The organism is Aquiflexum sp. TKW24L (assembly GCF_023502205.1).
Taxonomy (GTDB): Bacteria; Bacteroidota; Bacteroidia; order Cytophagales; family Cyclobacteriaceae; genus Cognataquiflexum.
In genome coordinates this window covers 25,218-45,298 of the sequence record NZ_JAMFLG010000023.1, presented here as the reverse complement: position 1 = coordinate 45,298, position 20,081 = coordinate 25,218, and the positions used below count along the sequence as shown (strand labels likewise).

Annotated in this window: 21 protein-coding genes and 1 tRNA gene; 6 read left to right on the top strand and 16 right to left on the bottom strand. The window is 39.5% G+C overall.

The window, feature by feature from the left end; translation table 11 throughout:
• Positions 1-206 precede the first annotated feature (206 nt).
• The gene (locus tag M3O96_RS14925; RefSeq protein ID WP_249721894.1) at positions 207-2,879 is read left to right on the top strand and encodes an MGH1-like glycoside hydrolase domain-containing protein; all 2,673 of its coding nucleotides are present in this window, start codon (positions 207-209) and stop codon (positions 2,877-2,879) included.
• Positions 2,854-3,453, top strand: coding sequence for a ribonuclease HII (gene rnhB, locus M3O96_RS14920; protein WP_249721836.1), 600 nt, complete (start codon positions 2,854-2,856; stop codon positions 3,451-3,453). The genes M3O96_RS14925 and rnhB overlap by 26 nt, the downstream gene beginning before the upstream one ends.
• Here rnhB and M3O96_RS14915 read toward each other — a convergent pair.
• The 9 genes from M3O96_RS14915 to M3O96_RS14875 form a co-directional block, all read right to left on the bottom strand.
• Positions 3,450-3,995 carry a DsrE family protein gene (locus M3O96_RS14915; RefSeq protein WP_249721833.1) on the bottom strand — a complete coding sequence of 182 codons (546 nt, stop codon included), beginning with the start codon at positions 3,993-3,995 and terminating at the stop codon, positions 3,450-3,452. The two genes, rnhB and M3O96_RS14915, sit on opposite strands and share 4 nt — an antisense overlap.
• 48 nt (positions 3,996-4,043) lie before the next feature.
• Positions 4,044-5,387 (bottom strand): hypothetical protein, encoded by a 1,344-nt coding sequence (locus M3O96_RS14910; protein ID WP_249721831.1) that lies wholly within the window; start codon positions 5,385-5,387, stop codon positions 4,044-4,046.
• A gap of 16 nt (positions 5,388-5,403) precedes the next feature.
• A complete protein-coding gene (locus tag M3O96_RS14905) occupies positions 5,404-5,601 on the bottom strand; it encodes a hypothetical protein (protein WP_249721830.1) in 198 nt (65 codons plus the stop codon).
• 122 nt (positions 5,602-5,723) lie between these two features.
• Positions 5,724-5,807 (bottom strand) — tRNA-Leu (locus M3O96_RS14900).
• Between the two features lie 112 nt (positions 5,808-5,919).
• Positions 5,920-6,801, bottom strand: a complete 882-nt coding sequence (locus M3O96_RS14895) for a bifunctional 5,10-methylenetetrahydrofolate dehydrogenase/5,10-methenyltetrahydrofolate cyclohydrolase (protein ID WP_249721829.1) — start codon at positions 6,799-6,801, stop codon at positions 5,920-5,922.
• Between the two features lie 58 nt (positions 6,802-6,859).
• The gene (locus M3O96_RS14890; protein ID WP_249721893.1) at positions 6,860-7,153 is read right to left on the bottom strand and encodes a four helix bundle protein; all 294 of its coding nucleotides are present in this window, start codon (positions 7,151-7,153) and stop codon (positions 6,860-6,862) included.
• Positions 7,154-7,317: 164 nt separating this feature from the next.
• Entirely contained in the window at positions 7,318-9,111 is a 1,794-nt protein-coding gene (gene lepA / locus M3O96_RS14885) for a translation elongation factor 4 (protein ID WP_249721828.1), read from the bottom strand.
• A 66-nt stretch (positions 9,112-9,177) separates the two neighbouring features.
• Positions 9,178-9,510, bottom strand: coding sequence for a DUF5615 family PIN-like protein (locus M3O96_RS14880; protein ID WP_249721827.1), 333 nt, complete (start codon positions 9,508-9,510; stop codon positions 9,178-9,180).
• A 26-nt stretch (positions 9,511-9,536) separates the two neighbouring features.
• Positions 9,537-9,761: a DUF433 domain-containing protein gene (locus tag M3O96_RS14875; RefSeq protein ID WP_249721826.1), complete on the bottom strand. Its 225-nt coding sequence runs from the start codon at positions 9,759-9,761 to the stop codon at positions 9,537-9,539.
• Positions 9,762-9,852: 91 nt separating this feature from the next.
• On the opposite strand from M3O96_RS14875, the gene M3O96_RS14870 reads away from it, so the two are divergent.
• The gene (locus M3O96_RS14870) at positions 9,853-10,398 is read left to right on the top strand and encodes a DUF4924 family protein (protein ID WP_249721824.1); all 546 of its coding nucleotides are present in this window, start codon (positions 9,853-9,855) and stop codon (positions 10,396-10,398) included.
• A 1-nt stretch (position 10,399) separates the two neighbouring features.
• Here M3O96_RS14870 and M3O96_RS14865 read toward each other — a convergent pair whose 3' ends face one another.
• On the bottom strand, positions 10,400-12,322 hold the full coding sequence (locus M3O96_RS14865; protein ID WP_249721821.1) for an AAA domain-containing protein: 1,923 nt from the start codon (positions 12,320-12,322) through the stop codon (positions 10,400-10,402).
• A gap of 71 nt (positions 12,323-12,393) precedes the next feature.
• Here M3O96_RS14865 and M3O96_RS14860 point away from each other — a divergent pair, with 71 nt between their 5' ends.
• Entirely contained in the window at positions 12,394-12,987 is a 594-nt protein-coding gene (locus tag M3O96_RS14860; protein WP_249721819.1) for an acyl carrier protein phosphodiesterase, read from the top strand.
• On the top strand, positions 12,984-13,445 hold the full coding sequence (locus tag M3O96_RS14855) for a hypothetical protein (RefSeq protein ID WP_249721817.1): 462 nt from the start codon (positions 12,984-12,986) through the stop codon (positions 13,443-13,445). Before M3O96_RS14860 ends, M3O96_RS14855 begins: the two co-directional genes overlap by 4 nt.
• A 60-nt stretch (positions 13,446-13,505) precedes the next feature.
• On the opposite strand, the gene M3O96_RS14850 is transcribed toward M3O96_RS14855, so the two are convergent.
• From M3O96_RS14850 to M3O96_RS14835, 4 genes are all read right to left on the bottom strand, one after another.
• Positions 13,506-14,045: an inorganic diphosphatase gene (locus tag M3O96_RS14850; protein WP_249721815.1), complete on the bottom strand. Its 540-nt coding sequence runs from the start codon at positions 14,043-14,045 to the stop codon at positions 13,506-13,508.
• Positions 14,046-14,178: 133 nt separating this feature from the next.
• Positions 14,179-15,270 (bottom strand): hybrid sensor histidine kinase/response regulator, encoded by a 1,092-nt coding sequence (locus M3O96_RS14845; RefSeq protein ID WP_249721812.1) that lies wholly within the window; start codon positions 15,268-15,270, stop codon positions 14,179-14,181.
• Entirely contained in the window at positions 15,263-17,377 is a 2,115-nt protein-coding gene (locus M3O96_RS14840) for a sensor histidine kinase (protein ID WP_249721810.1), read from the bottom strand. Before M3O96_RS14840 ends, M3O96_RS14845 begins: the two co-directional genes overlap by 8 nt.
• On the bottom strand, positions 17,374-17,763 hold the full coding sequence (locus M3O96_RS14835; protein WP_249721808.1) for a hypothetical protein: 390 nt from the start codon (positions 17,761-17,763) through the stop codon (positions 17,374-17,376). Before M3O96_RS14835 ends, M3O96_RS14840 begins: the two co-directional genes overlap by 4 nt.
• Before the next feature lie 209 nt (positions 17,764-17,972).
• Here M3O96_RS14835 and M3O96_RS14830 point away from each other — a divergent pair, with 209 nt between their 5' ends.
• Positions 17,973-18,437, top strand: a complete 465-nt coding sequence (locus tag M3O96_RS14830) for a response regulator (RefSeq protein WP_249721806.1) — start codon at positions 17,973-17,975, stop codon at positions 18,435-18,437.
• 3 nt (positions 18,438-18,440) lie between these two features.
• On the opposite strand, the gene M3O96_RS14825 is transcribed toward M3O96_RS14830, so the two are convergent.
• Together M3O96_RS14825 and tsaE are read right to left on the bottom strand one after the other, a co-directional pair.
• On the bottom strand, positions 18,441-19,655 hold the full coding sequence (locus tag M3O96_RS14825) for an alanine dehydrogenase (protein WP_249721804.1): 1,215 nt from the start codon (positions 19,653-19,655) through the stop codon (positions 18,441-18,443).
• Positions 19,636-20,079: a tRNA (adenosine(37)-N6)-threonylcarbamoyltransferase complex ATPase subunit type 1 TsaE gene (tsaE, locus tag M3O96_RS14820; protein WP_249721802.1), complete on the bottom strand. Its 444-nt coding sequence runs from the start codon at positions 20,077-20,079 to the stop codon at positions 19,636-19,638. Before tsaE ends, M3O96_RS14825 begins: the two co-directional genes overlap by 20 nt.
• Positions 20,080-20,081: the final 2 nt, after the last annotated feature.

The following is a 20,081-nucleotide window of genomic DNA, read 5'->3' as shown; positions in this document are numbered from 1 at the left end:
ATCAAAATTTAAATGACCTTTTTCTTGAATCAGGTATTTTTTCTACCCAAAAAAATATAATTCCGCTATGTAATTCACTGATAAAGTGTCATTTAAAACGACAACATTAAAAAAGTTTTTTACATATAATCCACTTTGACGTTTTTTTCAGAAGCACAAATCCTAAAAATTGGTAAATTCGATTTTTGCAATTTGGAATGGCATACATGAATACTGAGAAATTACGGCTTGAAGAAGACCGACAAGGTAAAAAGGATTGGAAAAAATGGGGCCCTTATCTGACAGAAAGGCAGTGGGGTACAGTAAGGGAAGATTACAGCCCAAATGGTGCTGCTTGGGACAATGTCACCCACGATGAAGCCCGAAGCAAGGCATATCGATGGGGTGAAGAGGGTATTGCAGGAATATCCGATGACAAGCAAAATTTTTGCATCGCCTGGGCTTTTTGGAACGGAAAAGATCCAATAATTAAAGAACGTCTATTTGGACTGACAGGACCACAGGGAAACCACGGAGAAGACGTCAAGGAGCTCTATTATTACCTTGATTCCACTCCTACCCACAGCTATATGAAAATGCTGTACAAGTATCCCCAAAATGAATTTCCTTATTCCCTGATCAAAGAGGAAAATAAAAAGAGATCAAAAAATGATCCTGAATTTGAATTGATAGATACAGGGATTTTTGACGATGATGCCTACTTTGACATTTTTATAGAATATGCCAAAAAGGACGCTGAAGATATTTCAGGGTATGCTACGATCCACAATAGGGGCAAAGAAGATGCTGAAATATGGGTAATGCCTACTTTTTGGTTTAGAAAAACATGGCATACTGGACACGAGCCATTTATGCCAAAATTATCTCTAGAAGAAGAAAATACGGTCAAGGTATTTTCCCCTAACAATGGCAACTATTTCATCAGCTTGGATGGGGAACCAGAGATTAGATTTTGTGATAATGAGACCAATAGAGAGCGGCTCTACAATATATCAAATGACAGGAAATACCTCAAAGATGCCATCAATGACTATGTAGTCAACAGGTATTCCCAATATCTCAATCCACACGGATTTGGAACCAAGGCGGCGGCCATATATAAATTAACCATTCCTGCGGGGGAGTCAACTGTCGTGAAGTTTAGGATGATGCATCAAAAATCATCCTCTGTCATAGACGAATGTAACGAAATCCTGAAAGAAAGAAAAAAGGATGCCGATGAGTTCTATGCTGATATCCAACACCGTGTCAAAGATGATGACATGAAGATGATCCAACGGCAGGCTTACGCAGGTATGATGTGGAGTAAGCAATTCTACTATTACAGTGTAGAGCGATGGCTAGATGGTGACTCCGGAAGGTATGTACCCCCGAAGGAAAGAAAAAAGGGGAGAAACAGCGGGTGGAGACACTTATATAACCAAGATATTATTTCCATGCCCGACAAATGGGAATATCCATGGTATGCCGTCTGGGATTCTGCATTTCATTGCATCCCTATTTCGAGGATTGATCCTGATTTTGCCAAAGGGCAGTTATTATTGTTTTTGAATGAATCCTACATGCACCCCAATGGGCAGATTCCTGCCTACGAGTGGAATTTCAGCGATGTCAATCCGCCTGTCCATGCCTATGCAGTCCAAAGGGTTTATCAGATAGATAAAAAGACGAGGGATGGAAAAGGAGACCAAGAGTTTTTGGAAAGGGCATTTCACAAACTCATGATCAACTTTACATGGTGGGTCAATCAAAAAGACAGTGACGGAAAGAATATTTTCGAAGGGGGATTTCTTGGATTGGATAATATTTCTGTCATAGACAGGTCGCACGCCCATCATTACAAAGGAAAATTGGAACAGGCAGATGCCACCTCTTGGATGGCCATGTTTGCCCTGAATATGATGCGGATTTCATTGGATCTCTGTGAATTCAATAAGACTTATCAATTCACTGCCATGAAGTTTTTGGAGCATTTCCTACACATTGCAGGGGCTATGAACCACATTTCGGAAGACAATATCAGTCTATGGAATGAAGAGGAAAATTTCTTTTTCGACATTTTCCACCTACCCGGAAAAGAGCCGAAAGTCATGAAGGTAAAATCAATCGTGGGCATCATTCCCTTGTTTGCGGTGGAATCTATCCGCGTCGACATGTTTGACAGCTTGCCGGAATTCAAAGAAAGGCTCGACTTTTTCTTGAAGGAAAAACCAAAGCTTGCCTCACTGATATCCAGCTGGATTCAACCGGGTTTCGAAAAAAGAAGGCTTTTTGCCCTACTCAGAGGACACAGGATGAAGAGTATTTTAAACAAAATGCTGGATCCAAATGAATTTTTGAGCGATTATGGTGTTCGGTCTTTGTCAAAGTTTCATTTAAAAAAGCCTTATAGTGTCAGGTTAAATGGAGACCAACTTACAGTCAGGTACACGCCGGGAGAATCTGACTCGCTGATGTTTGGAGGGAATTCCAATTGGAGGGGACCAATTTGGTTTCCCATAAATCACTTAATCATTGAATCACTACGAAAATTCGATTACTACTATGGGGGTGAATTTTCCATTGAATACCCTACCGGTTCTGGAAATTATGTCACGATGGGCCTGATTGCAAAAGAACTTTCTTTGCGCTGTATCAAGATCTTTTTGAAAGATAAAGACGGCAATAGACCTGTCTATGGTAAGTATAAAAAGATGCAGGAAGATCCTCATTTTAAAGACTATATATTATTCTACGAGTATTTTCACGGGGACAATGGAAGCGGGATTGGGGCTTCACATCAAACCGGATGGACAGGATTGGTCGCTGAGATGATCTATAAATATTATAAACCTGAAATACAAAGGACGGAAAATGCTGATTCCTTTTTTAGAATCTGATAGACTTGAAGCAGGTTGCGATGAAGTAGGCAGAGGGTGTCTCTGTGGGCCAGTAGTGGCCGCAGCAGTAATTTTGCCTTGCGATTTTGCAAATGAATTGGTCAATGATTCGAAAAAACTGACAAAATCGAATCGTCAAACCTTGGTGTCGGAAATTAAATCCGCAGCCCTAGCCTGGGCAGTTGCCGAAGCAAGTGTAGAGGAAATTGACACAATAAATATCCTTCATGCTTCCTTTTTGGCGATGAGCAGGGCTGTGGAGCGGCTGAATACCAAGCCTCATCATTTATTAATTGATGGCAACAGGTTTAAATCCAACCTTGACATTCCCTATACCTGCATCATCCAAGGGGACGGCAAATTTGCAAGCATTGCGGCAGCTTCTATACTTGCGAAAGTTTACCGTGATGAAATGATGGAACAATACTCCCAAGAATATCCCGGATATGGATGGGAAACAAATGTGGGTTACCCCACGAGAGTACACCGCGAGGGAATTTTGAAAATGGGCTTGACCCCATTGCATAGAAAATTCTTCAGACATTTGCCTGAGCAATTGGTCTTGGATCTTTAAAATCGTATCAACATGTATCCCTGAGGAACGTAGGTGGTAAGGGTGGTGAGCATGGACAGGGCGATTTCTGTCCCTTCCCACATATCGGTTGTCTTCATGTTCCTCGCAATCAGCGATTGACCACAGATATAGAATTCAACTCCCGCATCCTTCAAAGCCTCAAAAACCGGCAAATTTGGATTTTTTACACCATTAATTTTTTGATATTCCTCATCATTAAGGATGCTGAAAATAGCACTTCCATGGACTGCAACTTTCACTTTGATGTTATCTTTTGGGACTCCGGCTATTCCATGTAGATTGACCATGCGGGCGATATTGTCTACCATCCTGTTGATTTGCTTTGGATCGTCTGCAGCTGAAACAAGGTCAATAATGATTTTATACTCTGCTGTGGGATCAGGTCTTTCTGTCGCTTCGGGAATTTCATATATTCCACCAAAACCTTTTACAATCGGAAATTGTGGTGTTTGGCAAAATGCGGATATTGAAATGAAAGTCAGGATTAAGGTGGTAAGAAAGGTTTTTGCAGATCGGAACATGATGGTGGGGTCGTTTATTCTGAAAAAATAAGCAAAAAGCAATCCCCCTCAAACTTCTATTTTTCGGATCACGTGCTTGGATTGACCATTGATAGTTTCGATTCCCGATACGATAAACTTATTCTCCTTCCAATGGTAATATTTGATCTCAACCCATTCAGAATCATTTGGCTTCACTTGCAGATAATCTTGAGCCTTTAGTAACCCTGTGAGTTGGCCATCTTTTACCTGATAAAATTTGTAACCCGGCAAAACGTTGATTTTTGGGTTTCCTTCGAATAGGAAGTACAGGTCCTTATCATTCAAGGCCAGTGTGCTGTTGTCAAAAGCCCCTCCAAAATCATAAAAAACCTTCACTGAAGTATCATAAATATGTGATCCATTTTTGTCAAGCACGATAAAATGGACAAACTTCCTTGAAACTTCAGGTGAACTTGCAGCCAATGCGACAAACTCCCTACTCGAATATGTCTGGTATACCTGCATGTCTCTTCGGAGATTTTTGGCGTTTTTTCTTAGACGTGGATTTTTCTTATAATCAAAAAAACCTTCCAAAGATCGCATCGGATGCATTGTTGTACGTTGCTCCAAAAAGTCATTGATCCCAACATGGTAATATCCCGAAAACTGCTCCCCTTGTTTCTTGGCATAGGTGCCCGCTATTCTATAACCTGTATCACCGGATGGAATCAACTTTGCCGACTTGAAAATAAGTTTTTTTGTTCCCGGGGGTAAAATCTCCGTCTCGTACAACTTTGAGCCTGCAGCATTAAATCCAACCATTTTAAGGGATTGGTTTCTGAAGTCACCTTTTTTATGAACTAGGATGTCAAAAATCCCATCCTTAATCTGTACATCCCAAATCCGGGTTTTAGGATAATACAATTCCGATAAAGAAATCAGTACGCCAGTTCTGTAATCATACAGTTGGACAAAATCCCCTGTATTTAGCGATTCTACTACCAAAATCGAATTTCCAAAAATCTTGAATCGGCCTATTGTTCCAAGGCTTACTGAAAAAGGAAAAAACTCAACTTCACCGTTTTGTGTATTTATTTTTGTTAAAAATTTAAAATTACTGCTATTTGTGATTAACAGGTAAACTATGTCGCCTTCTACCTCATGATGGACATTATTGAAACCCCTACCGATGCTATATTGCTCAAAATGCCTGTTATTGAATTCCCCATCCTTAATGGAAAGTGTAAGGAGGCCTAAATTGGCATCCAAAGCGTAAGAAAGTACAAAATCTTGAGAGGGAACCACGCCAATATTAATCCCAGGCCATGGTGAACTGTTTGGAGGAATAATATAATCCTGCCCAAATGCCATTGACGAAAACAAAAGCAAAAAAAACTGAATCCTAAAAAACGTGGTAATTTTTTCTGACATATTGGAATTTACGGTTTCAAAACAAAATTGTTTTTAGGTAAATTTTTGAATCAAGAACTAGGCGCTGGACTTTCTTCAGTTTTTCCTTGGGGCCTTGGTACAAAAAGGGGGACACGCGCTTGATAGCCTCTATAGGCAGGATATTTAGAAGCGCTGATTTCTTCGCTGAAATTGGAGCTTCCATCAGAAGAATCGCCGTTTGGAGAATTTTCATAGAAAAGGATTTTCTTTTCAAAAAAAGAATAAATTCAAAAAATAAAAACAAGGTTATCTTCTAAAATTAAATCGAAACGAAGATCAAAATGAAAAAAGCCCCGGAAAAAATCCGAGGCCATGTGCGCACGAGAAGATTCGAACTTCCACACCCGTAAAGGCACCACCCCCTCAAAGTGGCGTGTCTACCAATTTCACCACGTGCGCGTTTTTTGAGGTCTGCAAAAGTAGAAAGGTTTGCTATTCCCTGCAAGGGTTAATTTAACTTTTAAAGGGTTTTTGGCTAAAATTTAAAACACCAATTACCTTCAAATTGAAATTAATGATAGATTTTCTTTTCGGCTGCCAATAGAGTATTGTAAAGCAGAGATGCAATGGTCATCGGCCCAACTCCACCAGGAACAGGAGTAATAGCAGATGCTTTTTGGGCAACTTCAGCGTATTTGACATCACCGATCAACTTAAATCCTGACTTTTTTGAATTGTCTTCGACTCTATGGATGCCAACATCGATCACCACTGCGCCTTCCTTGACCATTTCGGCAGTGACAAATTCAGGTTTTCCTAAAGCTACGATCAGAATATCCGCCGTCTTGGCGATTTCGGGCAAGTTCTTGGTTCTGCTATGGGTGAGGGTTACAGTGCAGTTTCCCGGATATTCATTTCTAGCCATCAGGATACTCATCGGCGAACCTACGATATGACTTCTACCAATGACAACGCAGTGTTTTCCGGCAGTTTCAATTTTATACCTTTTCAAAAGCTCCACGATACCATAAGGAGTAGCTGCTACATAAGCCGGCCATCCCAAAGCCATCCTGCCGACATTGGAAGGAGTAAAACCATCCACGTCTTTTTCAGGCTTGATTTTGTCGGTTACTTTCTCCACAGAAATATGCTTAGGTAAAGGCAGCTGCACAATCAAACCATCAATATCAGGATTTTGGTTGATGTCCTCCACGACTTGAAGCAACTCTTCTTCGGAGACATTTTCATCCAGTCTTACTAAGGTAGATTGAAACCCAACCTGCTCGCAGGATTTGACTTTGGCTCCCACATAAGTTTGGCTGGCACCGTCACTGCCCACGAGAATGCCTGCCAAATGGGGGATTTTTCCACCCTCATTCTTTATTTCTGCCACCCTTTGGGCAATTTCTGCCTTTATCTCCTCGGAAGTTTTTTTACCATCAATTACAATCATTGATTTTACGAATTACGATTTTGGATTTACGAGGCCTTTGAGAAATTTTAAAGTAAAATTATGACCTTGAAGTTTTTAGACTTGCCACTATTATTGCTACAATCTCATCGGCTTCTTTTATCAACCGTTTAATCTCAGTTGTTAATTCCTGATTGGAATTAATTTCTTCAATTACTTCAAGAAAAAATTGACTTTCATCCCATTCCTCCTCTACAATTTTCAATTTATTAATAAAATCCGCCTTTGACTTTGCTCTACTAACCGCCCGATAATTAGCAGCACCCGAACTTGAACACCTGATTAATTGATTAACAAAACTGTTATATTCTCTCGAATGAGGCAATTGGAACATAATCTCCAAACGTCAATGGCAAATTGCTTTGTCCTCTGTTTCATTTCGAGCTTCATTGTCATCCTAAATTATTTAGTCAATTTTTTAAAAAAAACTCAACGATAACAAATCACCAATGAATTCCAATTCAACCCCGTAAATCGTAATTCGTAAATACTCAATAGTTAATCAAGCTTCAGTACCGCCATAAACGCTTCCTGAGGGATTTCGACGTTTCCGACTTGCCTCATACGTTTCTTTCCTTTTTTCTGTTTTTCGAGAAGCTTACGCTTACGCGAAATATCACCTCCATAACACTTGGCCAAAACGTTTTTACGCATCGCTTTCACAGTCTCCCTTGCAATAATTTTGGCACCTATGGCAGCCTGAATTGCAATCTCAAACATCTGTCTCGGCACCAATTCGCGAAGTTTTTCGCAAAGCCTTCTCCCCCATTCGTATGCCTTGTCTCTATGAACGATGGCAGATAAGGCATCAACAATTTCACCGTTAAGCATCACATCCAATCTCACCATTTGGGACTGCTTGAATCCGATCATTTCATAATCGAGCGAAGCATATCCTCTAGATATGGTTTTGAGCCTGTCAAAGAAATCAAAAACAATCTCAGCCAAAGGCATGTCAAAAGAAAGTTCAACACGGTCGGAAGTCAGGTAAACCTGGTTTTTGATCAATCCTCTTTTGTCCATACACAATTGGATCACCGGACCGACAAACTCCGCCGCCGTAATGATGATGGCTTTGACATAAGGTTCCTCGATATGCTTGAAAAGCGTCGGATCCGGCATGTCAGAAGGTGCATTGATCAGCTTGTATTCGTTGTTGTTCATCAGGGCTTTGAACTGAACAGACGGCACGGTTGTGATGACTGTCATGTCAAACTCACGCTCCAAGCGCTCCTGAATGATCTCCATGTGAAGCATTCCCAAGAACCCACAACGGAATCCAAAACCCAAAGCTGCAGAAGTCTCCGGTTCCCAGACCAAAGAAGCATCATTGAGTTGGAGCTTCTCCATAGAAGCTCTCAATTCCTCAAATTCGGTAGTTTCGACAGGATAAATCCCAGCAAAAACCATTGGCTTCACATTTTCAAAGCCTTTGATAGATTCAGAACAAGGATTCTTTACATGGGTGATCGTGTCGCCCACTTTTACCTCCTTGGCTACTTTGATACCGGATATCAGGTAACCCACATTTCCCGCATACATGGTTTGTTGCGGAATCTGATTGATCCCCAAAATTCCTATTTCATCGGCAAAATACTCTTTGCCTGTATTGACAAATTTGATTTTATCGCCCTTGTTGATCGTACCATTAAAAATCCTAAAGATAACCTCAACTCCTCTAAAGGAATTATAGACCGAATCAAAAATCATGGCCTGAAGCGGTGAATCGATATTCCCCTTTGGAGCAGGGATTTTTTCAATCACTGCATTGAGGATGTCTTCTATTCCAATCCCTTCTTTTCCTGAAGCCAACACAATATCTTCCCTGTCACATCCAATGAGCTCTATGACTTCATCTGCCACCACTTCTGGATCTGCTCCCGGAAGGTCAATTTTATTCAGCACCGGGATGATTTCGAGGTCATGACCGATCGCCAAGTAGAGATTGGAAATAGTCTGGGCTTCAATGCCCTGCGAGGCATCCACAATCAAAAGCGCTCCTTCACAGGCAGCAATTGACCTCGATACTTCGTAAGAAAAATCCACGTGTCCCGGGGTATCGATCAGGTTGAGGGTGTATTCCTCACCTTTGTAATTATACTTCATCTGGATCGCATGGGACTTGATGGTAATCCCGCGCTCTCGCTCGAGGTCCATGTTGTCCAACAACTGATCCTGCATCTCTCTGTCGCTCACCGTATTGGTAAACTGCAGGAGACGGTCTGCCAATGTACTTTTCCCATGGTCAATGTGGGCAATAATACAGAAATTCCTAATTCTTTGCATATCCATTCAGGGCGCAAAAATAGATAAAATTGTGGGTAAAATTGGTATAGAAATAAACTATCCAAAAGAAAATCAATTTATCTCGAGGTAACAGTCTTCATCTTGTTTTAAAAACTCTTGAATCAATTCTATGTTTGAAATTATTTTTTGAATAATAACTTGGATAGACATGTTACCAAATTTTAATCGGATTACTTTAGGTGGACATCCATTTAGCACACTCAAAAAATAAAAATCTGAATCTTTTGTAAGGATGGAATAATTCGATTTTCGAGACCAATCCCAGATTTGCTGATCGGATTCAGTCAGTTTCTTAAAATCAGAAATATGGGTGATCTCAGTAAAAAACTGAATTAACGGCTTTTTTATTCGCCAGCTTAGATTTTCATCAATTAGAATTTTCATTTTTTGGTCAAAAAGAAGGAATGAATCTAACCTGAAATATGAATTTTCTTTTCGGCATCTGCGGCGTATGCCAAACTTGCCATAACATCTTCCCTAGTCAATTCAGGAAAATCATCCAAAATTTCTTCGATAGACATGCCTGAAGCTAAGTATTCCAAAATATCATACACGGTGATCCTCAATCCCCTTATACAGGGTTTCCCGCTTCTTTTCCCAGGTTCGATGGTGATGAATTCCCTATAGTCTAGCATAACGATTTTTCTTAAATGTACGCACTTTCTCATTTATTGTAAAAAACCAACCTTTCTTATTTTCTTTGCAACATCAATTAACACTTGAAAAATGAGAGCAGTTGCAGAAAAGAAAAAAGCCCAAAATATTCCTGAATACATCATTTATATGTACCAAATGGAGGATTTATTGCGGGTCTATAATTTCAACATGGAGGATATCCGGCAATATGTGATCTCCCACTACCCTATTTCGGAAGGAGAAAAAACAGAGGCGGCGGTTTGGTTTAGCGATATGGCATTCGATATGAAAAATGCCAAAGTGGAAGAAACCGGCCATCTACCCCAAACCCAAGAATTGGTAGACAAACTCGCCGCCATTCATTGGTCTTTACTCAAAACCGACAAGGATTACTTTGATCTGTTTCAAAAAGCAAAACCTCATTTCATCCGTCTCTTCCTCGAAGCCGGAGAAAATGCCCCGAAACATGAGATCCAAATTGCCTTGAATGCCATTTACGGACAGCTATTGGCAAGGCTGAGAAGTAGGGAAGTTCCTACCGAGATACTGGAAGCTACGGATACTTTTGGTGATTTGCTCAGCTATTTGAACTGGGTATATTTCAACCAAGAACAATTTAAAACAAGACAAAACTGATTTAATCCAAGTATTCATAAACACTTTTATAGCAACCATTCGCATCAATGTAATCAAAGAATGAGTTGTAAAATGGATGGATGCTCAGCGTCGCGCTGTCCCCTACAACTATCAATTTTCTTTTTGCTCGGGTCAGCGCCACGTTCATTCTTCTTGTATCCGCCAAGAAACCGATTTCTCCTTTTGCATTGGACCTGACAAGGCTGATGACGATAATATCCCGCTCCTGTCCTTGAAATCCATCAATCGAGTCGATGGTCAACAGTTCAGAGAAAGAGCGCAGGTTTGGGAATTCATAGGATTCAAATACCAGTTCATTAAACCTTCTGACCTGGGCGCGATAGGGTGCGATGAGTCCGATATTCCATTGTTTGGTTTTGATTTCTGCGATTCCGGTTCTTTTGAGGAGATTTTCTAGGTATCGTAATGAAAATCTAGCTTCCTCCAGATTGAAAGTACTGAGTGACTCTTCCTCTTGTTGTTCTGTAAATCCACTCCCTGCTGTATCAATAAATTCTAAAACCGGTTCATCGGGAGTAAGAAAATGTTGGAGTGTATTTTCGGCGGCCCTCAATCCGCTATGATAAAAGTACTTGCTCGAAAAACCCATGATCAGTTGTGGCATTCTATATTGAAGGGAAAGCATTTTGGAAGCTTCGGGTTTTCTTTTGATCACTTTTTCAAATAGTGTTTCGCTTAATCCATTTTTGGCAGCTTCGTAAGATTTGATCGTAGGTGGCAGCTGACAATGGTCACCTGCCATCACGACCTTTGCCGCTTTTTGGATCGGAATCCAAGTAGCTGCCTCTAATCCCTGTGCAGCTTCATCTATAAATACAATCGGGAAACTCATCCCCTTTAGAGCCGAGTTGGCCGCTCCGACAAGCGTACAAGCAACCACTTGGGTATCTTGAAAAATATCATACATAATATAATCCTGGAGACTTTCTGCTTCATCCTTACAGCGGTTGGCTTCATCAAACATCCGCCGCCGTTGCATCCTTTCCTCTGGTCCAAAAGTCCGTTTATGTTTTTGGCCAAGCTTTCTATAATCATCCGCTGACTTTTTGAGCCGCTTCAAATCTTTATAGCTATCGTGTAGGGCAATTTTGGCATCTAAAGTTTGAGACAGGATGTGATCCTCCACCCTTGCAGGATGACCTATGCGAAGGGTTTTAACGTTGAGTTCCAATAATTTTTCCACCAAATAATCCACAGCGGAATTGCTAGGCGCACAAACCAATACCTGTTTGTGTCCTTCTAGCGCCTGGACTATTGATGCGACAAGCGTAGTGGTCTTTCCAGTCCCTGGAGGTCCATGGATAATGGCAACATCTTTGGAGGCGCTGACTATGTTTAATGCTTCGTTTTGGCTGGAATTAAGTTGGTCTACTTTTTTTGAAACAATTGGATTCAGATCTGGAACTTTCTCCCCTAATAAAACTTCTTTTAATTCTCCCAATCTTCCTTTTTCCGATTTGATAACGGCCTTCAAAGCTGATTCCATTTCCCGGTAGCTCGCCTCATCAAAAAGTAAATCCACACCCAATTTACCTTGATGCATCCATTCAGGTACATCTTCAGCTTGTAAAGTCACTATCATTATGTCTTTTTTCACCTGATTGATCACACCATTGATTCGTTGATTTTGAAATTGGGCCTGGTTTGAAAAAATCGAAACAGACTTTCCTGATTGGAAAACATGAGGTGTGCCCATGTCAAATCTTTCCAGTTCAATTATCAGCCTTTCCCCAAAACCGATTTTAGATCTCTTTAATTGGACAGGATACCAACAAACCCCTTCTTCCTTTTTATCTGAAATTGAAGTGTACAAAAACTTTTTCTTGTACTGAATCAAGTCTTCTTCCCATTCCTGTTTCAAAAGTTTTAAAGAATTTTTTAATTCTTCCTGAATATTTCTCATCTATTATTACATTTAAAACTGAAAATAACTTATAATCTATCTCTCAATCCAAACAGTCTAAACATAATTACGTGAATTTTCTAGCCCATGCTTATTTGTCCTTCGGGGATCCCAAAGTCCTTGTCGGAAACTTTATCGGAGATTTTGTCCGTGGAGATATTGAGAACACCTATGACAAGGACATTGTTGTCGGCATCAAACTTCATTGGAGTATAGATAAATTTACCGATTCACATCCTGTGGTAAAAGAAGCCCAAGCGATATTGAGACCCGAATATGGGAGATATTCCATGGTAATCACGGATATGTATTTTGATTATTTTTTGGGTAGGTATTGGAAAAACTACCACCATGTGCCCTTGGACCAATTTGCTGAGGAGGTTTATACCACCATTGATGAATACGCGGATTCTTTGCCAGAGAAATTTTTGCAGACTTTCGGCTATATGAAGTATTACAATTGGCTAGCAGGATACGGAGAACTTGACGGCATCAGAAGAGCCATGACAGGAATGGCCAAAAGAGCCAAATTCAATTCCAAGATGGAAACTGCCCATGTTTTCTTGGACCAGCACCATGAATACCTGAAAGTTCATTTTGGTGATTTCTTTGAAGATATTGTGGCACACTCCAAGAAAACGCTCAAAGAATTACGTGAGACATGATCCAAAGCAGACCAAAATCAAGTACTCTTTTTGCGCTGGGACTGATTGTAATTGTCCAGATTTCTGGCTTGATATATATTCTCAACCATTTTGCTACCAAAAGGACATTTGCACTTGCCATTTATCTGATTGCAACGGTCATTCTTACCTTGGTAATTGTCTTGCTTTTGGTCAAAATGATGGCTGCTTATAAATTCATTTCTATCGGAAATGACAAAATCATCACAAAAATTCCGCTTCAAGGCAAAGAAAAAACTTATACCCTTGCCCAGGTTTTGGTTTGGGAAGAAGAATCGGTCATCACCAATAAAAAAGAATTTAAGCAACTTACAATCGTGTTTGAAGACAAAAGCTCATTTACCATCAGTAACCATGAACATCTCAATTACGATGAGTTTTCGAAATACCTACACAAAAAACTCCCTAAGAAAAAAATAGCTGAGCGGAAAAAATCGTAATATTTTATTTGGCTATTTAAAAAAATTAAAAAAGCCCGGATTTGACACCCGGGCATTTTATTATCTTTTGGTTCTAAAATTCAAATCATAAAGGGCAATGCTTTCATGTATAATTTTGAAAGCTTCCTCTTTACCCAAAAAATCCTCCACCTTAACTTCCTTATTTTCTAATTTTTTGTAATCCTCAAAAAACCTGTGTACCTCCTTCATCAAGTGGGGAGGAAGTTCATCGATATCATTGATATAATTGACAGACTGGTCTTCAGAAGCTACAGCAATGATTTTGTCATCAGCTTCTCCACCATCCACCATCCTCATGACACCAATCACTTTTGCTTTGACCAAAGTCATGGAAGGAATATCTATCTGGGAAATAATGAGGATATCCAAGGGATCTTTATCATCACAGAAAGTCTGTGGAATGAAACCATAATTTGCAGGATAATGGACAGCAGAAAACAAAACCCTGTCCAACAAAAGCATTCCGGTTACTTTATCCAGCTCATATTTACCTTTACTGCCTTTGGGGATTTCTATTACGCCCATTACAAATTCTGGCGCATCTTTACCTATGTTGACATCATGCCAAGGATTGATCATATCTAAAAACTTTATTGTGTGGAAAATGAAATAAAAACCAAAGAAACAGGAAAATCGCGTTTAATTCAAACAAAATTAACCCAACCCAGACTTATACTCTTCTTTAAAAAAAAAATTGATCTATTTTCAATGTTTAGTCTAGAATCAAACTTGGTAATGTCACTGTCACTTTTGTCCCGATGTCTACAGTTGATTCCAATTTGACCTTACCTCCCATCTGAATAGCCGATTCCTTGACCATATATAACCCAAGTCCTGAACCTACATTTTTTTGAGTAGCTCTTTGGAACAGGTTGAATACATCATCAATCAACTTATCCTCGATTCCGACTCCATTATCCTCCAAAATAATGGTGGCAATATTGTCCGCCACATTGATATCAACATTGATAAATTTTCCTAAACTGTTTTCTTTTTGAAATACTACTGCATTATGAAATAGGTTGTTTAAAATCACACGGATTTTGGAATCATCAGAATTAAATGTTGAGTTTTGGTTGATGTTGATATTGATCGCAATTCCTTCCATATCCCATTTTTGCCTGTAGATTTCTAATTGCTGTGTCACGACTTCGTCAAAATCAATTTCGCTGACTTTATTTTCAATTTTTGTCGACCTGTAGAAATCCAGCATTTTGTAAATAAATTCATCAAGCTTATCTGTCGCAGTATCTATCAGATCGAAATATTCCAAGACGGAAGGATCTTTTGCTTCCATTTTTGCAAGCTTGGACACACCTGAGATGCTCATCAGCGGCCCTCTCAACTCATGGGAAAGCGAATACACAAACTGGTTCATCTCAGAATGAATTTTCTGCAGACGCTCATTTTTATCTTTTAGCTCCTTCCTCGCAAAATAAATGTCACCGGCAGTTTTGATAGCATTTCTTATCTGCTCAATATTCCAAGGCTTGTCTATAAACTTGTATACCTGCCCCCTATTTATGGCATCGATGACATCGGCGATATCAGAATACCCTGTAAGAAGGATCCTGACAGGATCAGGATTGATTTTCATCAACCTTTCAAAAAACTCCACCCCATCCAATCCCGGCATTCTCTGATCGGCGATCACCACGTGTAGTTCCTCTTTCTCTGCGATTTTCAGACCTTCAAATGCATCAATGGCTGTAATGACCCTATATTCTTTCCTCAAACTTGCCTTGAAGGAGTTCAGGTTATTGTCTTCGTCATCAATATAGAGTACTATAATCTTGTCAGTCATTCTGCTCGGTATTTTGATAAGTTGGAAGGGTAATGATAAAATTGGTTCCTTTGCCTTGCTCCGTACGAACTTCAAGTGTCCCTTTGTGGTTTTCGATGATGGTGTAGACAATTGAAAGGCCCAGACCTGTACCTTTTCCTACTGCTTTGGTTGTAAAAAAGGGTTCAAAAATCCGCTGTTTAACTTTAGCCGGCATGCCAAACCCATTGTCTTCTATTTCTATTCTGATTTTTTCTCCGGTGTGAATTGTTCTAATCGTAATCTTTGGTTCTGAAATTTTATCCAGATTATCCAATAAGGCATGAATGGCATTGGTGATGATATTCATAAAAACCTGATTGAGTTTCCCGGGCAAGCATTCAATGATCGGGATATTTCCAAATTCCTTGTAGACTTGGATTTTCCCTGCCATCGAGCTATTGAGCAAAATCAAAGTACTGTTGATGCCGTCATGGATATCAACTCTTTTGACATCTTGTTCATCGACCCTAGAAAACAGCCTTAATCCTTTGACAATCTCCACTGTTCTTTTTGCTCCTTCTTCCATTCCCCTCAACAACTGATCTATCTCCTTCAGAATATAATCAAACTCTATGTCTTCTTCGATTTGCTGAAGATCTTTTTTGGCGGAATCTGTGAACTCAAGCTTTCCTTTCTCCCTGTAAGCATTCACTATCTCCAGCAAATCGTTGATATCTCTCTTCAGTGGAGAAATGTTTGAGCTTACAAAGTTGATCGGATTATTGATTTCGTGCGCTATTCCTGCTGTCAATTGTCCCAATGAAGCCATTTTTTCTTGGTTGACCAACTGGGTCTGGGTATTTTGGAGATTGTGGAGGGTATGTTCGAGCTCTTCTGTCCTTTGCTTTACTTTTTCCTCCAGAAATTCATTTTGCTCAATTATCCGGCTCTCATGTTCTTCCAATAATTTGAGTTTTTTAATTTGCTCAATATCATTTTCCTTTTTTTGGTCATTGATCCTATCAGCCAAGGCAAATGACAAAAGAATCACCCCCAAGGTGGCTCCAAATGGCATCAAATAAAAATAAGGCTGAGAAAAGGGAATCAACCCCATCTGAGTAAGTACATAGAGGTATATACCTACCATAAAAACGGACCAAGCTATCAAGAAAAACCTTGCCGGCTTAAATCCACTTTTTAGGATGAAAATTGACATTAAAAATACATATGGAATTACAATCGCTTGCGTGACCAAAAATACAGCATAAGAAATAGCCAATAAGCCCAAAATATTACCGATCAAAATCAACCCATAAACTCCATAAATTATCGACAGCCCCTTATCCAATTTGGGTAGGTATTTCTTTGTTTTAAGAAAAGACTGGACAAACCAAATCGCACATATACTCCCAGTAACTGAGAAAAGCACATTTGACCTCAAATTCATCCAAACCCAATTTGGCCAAAGCCATTCTTGTGCAAAACCCAAAATGGCTGACTGCCCTACCCAAACGAGTAAGATATACGACACATAAATGAGGTAAGTATTGTCATTGAGAGAGAAATAAAGAAATAGATTGTAAAAAAACAGGCCAAAGAATACTCCTGTAAATATTCCAAAAATGATATTCTCAAAATTAAGCAGGTCATTGAGGGTCTGCACATCTGCTATACTTGCTGAAACCATCCTCTTGCCACTACTCCTTATTTTTAGGTAAATTTCATCAGACACGCCCTCTTCTATTTCAAGGTCAAAAATTACTTTCCGTGAAGGAATGATCCGATCATAGAAATCATGAATTCTGCCACTTACCTGATTTATTTTCACTTCCCCGTCCCTGACCAAATAATAATAAACTTCATCTATATTTGGATTATTGATCACGAGGTACTTTTTCTCATTCTGTTTGCCAAGTGATTCAAATTCAAACCTTAACCACACTGTCTCTTCTCCCAAACCGAAGTTAGGGTTTTTGGAGTAGATCGGAAAAAAGTTTGTATTGGAAATCACTTCTGAGATGTTATAATCACCATTTGGATCCATCAAAAATTCAAAATTGGAAACATCCACCATACCGGGAGTATTATCCAATTGAAGAAGCGGATTGCTCAAAAGTAGTAATATATTAACGAGGAAAACGATCATAAATTCAAGTTTGGAATTGGTAGTTTTAAATCACTTCCAAAGCTGATTGTATGTCCAGGTGTTAATTCCTTATTAGTCCATTGATTATTAGGGCTAAAATAATTCCATTTATCATCTTCCAAAAAAGAAACAAACCAGGCAGAATCAATCTTTTCGGCCCTCCTTATGAAAAGTCGGTAATACTTAAAAATAAACTTTAATGGTTTCATGAATTTTATAAAAGCGATGGAAGACGATATTGATTTTAAAAACATTAACAGACCAGTTTGTGTCCCATTCCAAATCCAAGATAACCTCATTAACAAAATCCAAAAAGAAGGAAAATGCAAACTCATAAATAAAATTTCATTCTGAAGGTGTAAATCAAGCATTGAAGCCAATCTCATGTAGAGGCAGTAAGGGTGGGTATCAGCAGTAAAGTTATGTGAATCAACCAATAATCATAATAGAAGTGTAAAAAAAATTATAAAAAAGGAATTTTATACCGACATTTGGACAATTCCTTAAAAGGAAAAAATTTTTTTGATTAAAATTAACATTAAGTTGAATATATACTTAAACTTGTACCTAAAGTTTCACCACAAGTAAATATTAAATGCCCGAATCACCCAGCGATAAAATCAGGATACTCTATGTAGATGATGAAGAAAACAACCTTCAGGCATTCAAAGCTACATTTAGAAGAGATTACAAAATCCACCTTGCGCTTTCGGCCCAAGAAGGTAGAGAATTATTAGAATCCAATGAAGTGGACATTATAATTACTGACCAAAGGATGCCTGACGAAACCGGGGTGGATTTTTTGGCTTCTGTTATTCCTGACCATCCTGAACCTATTCGGATCCTCTTGACAGGTTACACTGATATACAAGCAGTCATTGATGCCATCAATAAAAGCCAGGTTTACCACTACCTGACCAAACCTTGGGAAGAAGATTACATGCGGACGGTCATCAAAAATGCCTTTGAGGTATTTTCGCTAAGAAAAGAAAACAAAAAGCTTATGGAAGATCTTGTTGAGACTAACAAAAATCTTGAGGTGATGATTCAGCAAAAATAATTTTTAGTACCGTGCAGCAAGGAGCAATAACAACTCCTTGTGTGTCATGGAAAATTTCCTTGCTAAGTAAGCATTTGTTAAGCTTCCTCTATAGGTGTAAACTCCTTTCATAAACCACTTATAATTAAAAATCATTTCTTCTGCCCCTCCCAGATCAGCCATATGAAGCAAAATGGGTGTAAAAATATTGCTCAGCGCACAAGAAGCAGTTCTTGACACCCTGGATGCGATATTGGGTACGCAATAATGTATTACTCCGTATTTGACAAATGTAGGGGCATCGTGGAAGGTCATTTCTGAAGTTTCGATACAGCCTCCCTGATCGATAGACACATCTATGATAACGCTACCTTCCATCATCGCCGCCACCATTTCCTCACTAACCACTATTTTGTTCCGGCCTTTTTCGGCTCTCAGGGCACCGATGACTACATCTGCTTCTTTGATTGCATTTCCTAAAGTATAATTATCTATTGTGGAAGTAAATACTTGCTGACCAAGTAAGTGCTTGATTCTTCGGAGCTTATAGATGTGATTGTCAAAAACCTTGATACTCGCTCCCAATCCCAAAGCCGTCCTTGCTGCATATTCAGCTACTGTTCCGGCACCGACTATAACCACCTGAGTAGGCGGAACTCCCGTAATGCCTCCCATAATCAATCCTTTCCCATTGTTGACACTGCTTAGGTACTCGGCTGCAATGAGCATCACTGTACTACCCGCAATTTCACTCATGGCCCGGACTACCGGCATACCTCCTACCTTATCCTCAAGGTTTTCGTAAGAGACCGCAGTAATTCTTTTTTTATTTAAGGCATGTATGTAATCAGCATTTTGCTTTCCCAATTGGAGTGCAGAAATCAAACACGAACCTGATCTCATGAAATTAATTTCTTCTTCTGTGGGAGGTTCTACTTTGATAATAACCTCTGCATCGAATGCTTCCTTGGCAGAATAAACAACTTTGGCACCCGCATCGGAGTACTCTTTGTCCGTAAATTTTGATTCTTTACCTGCATTGGTTTCTACCAATACCTGAAGACCATTATTGACCAAGAGCGCAACAGCATCAGGGGTCAAAACCACCCTTTTCTCTTGGGCAGCCGTTTCCATCGGCACGCCAATGAGTAATGAATTTTGAGATTGCTTAATTTTCGCTACTGCTTCTTGGGGATAAATCCCAACTTCTTCCCGTATTTCAACCATTTGCTTCCCCATTAATAATCCTGTTTAAGGTAATCACCCTTCCTTCCAAACTATCCACTTCAATTTGGACATGGATGAAGTCAGAAGGGATGTATTCTGCGATTTTTTCAGCCCACTCTATCCAACAAAGCCTACCACTGTACAGGTAGTCATCAAGACCTATTTCCAAAACCTCCTGAGGATCTTCGATTCTATAAAAATCGAAGTGGTAAAAAATGTCTCCGCTTGTGCTTTGATATTCATTGACCAGTGAAAAAGTAGGACTGTTCACCCTGTCTTTCACTCCGAGTATTTGTGCTATTTCCTTGATAAGAGTAGTTTTACCGGCTCCTAGTTCCCCCTTGAAAATCCAGATTCTGTCAAAACTGCCAAACTCTATAATTTTAAGGGCGGCTGTATGAATTTCTTCAATACCGGAACAATAATGCTTTTCCAAAT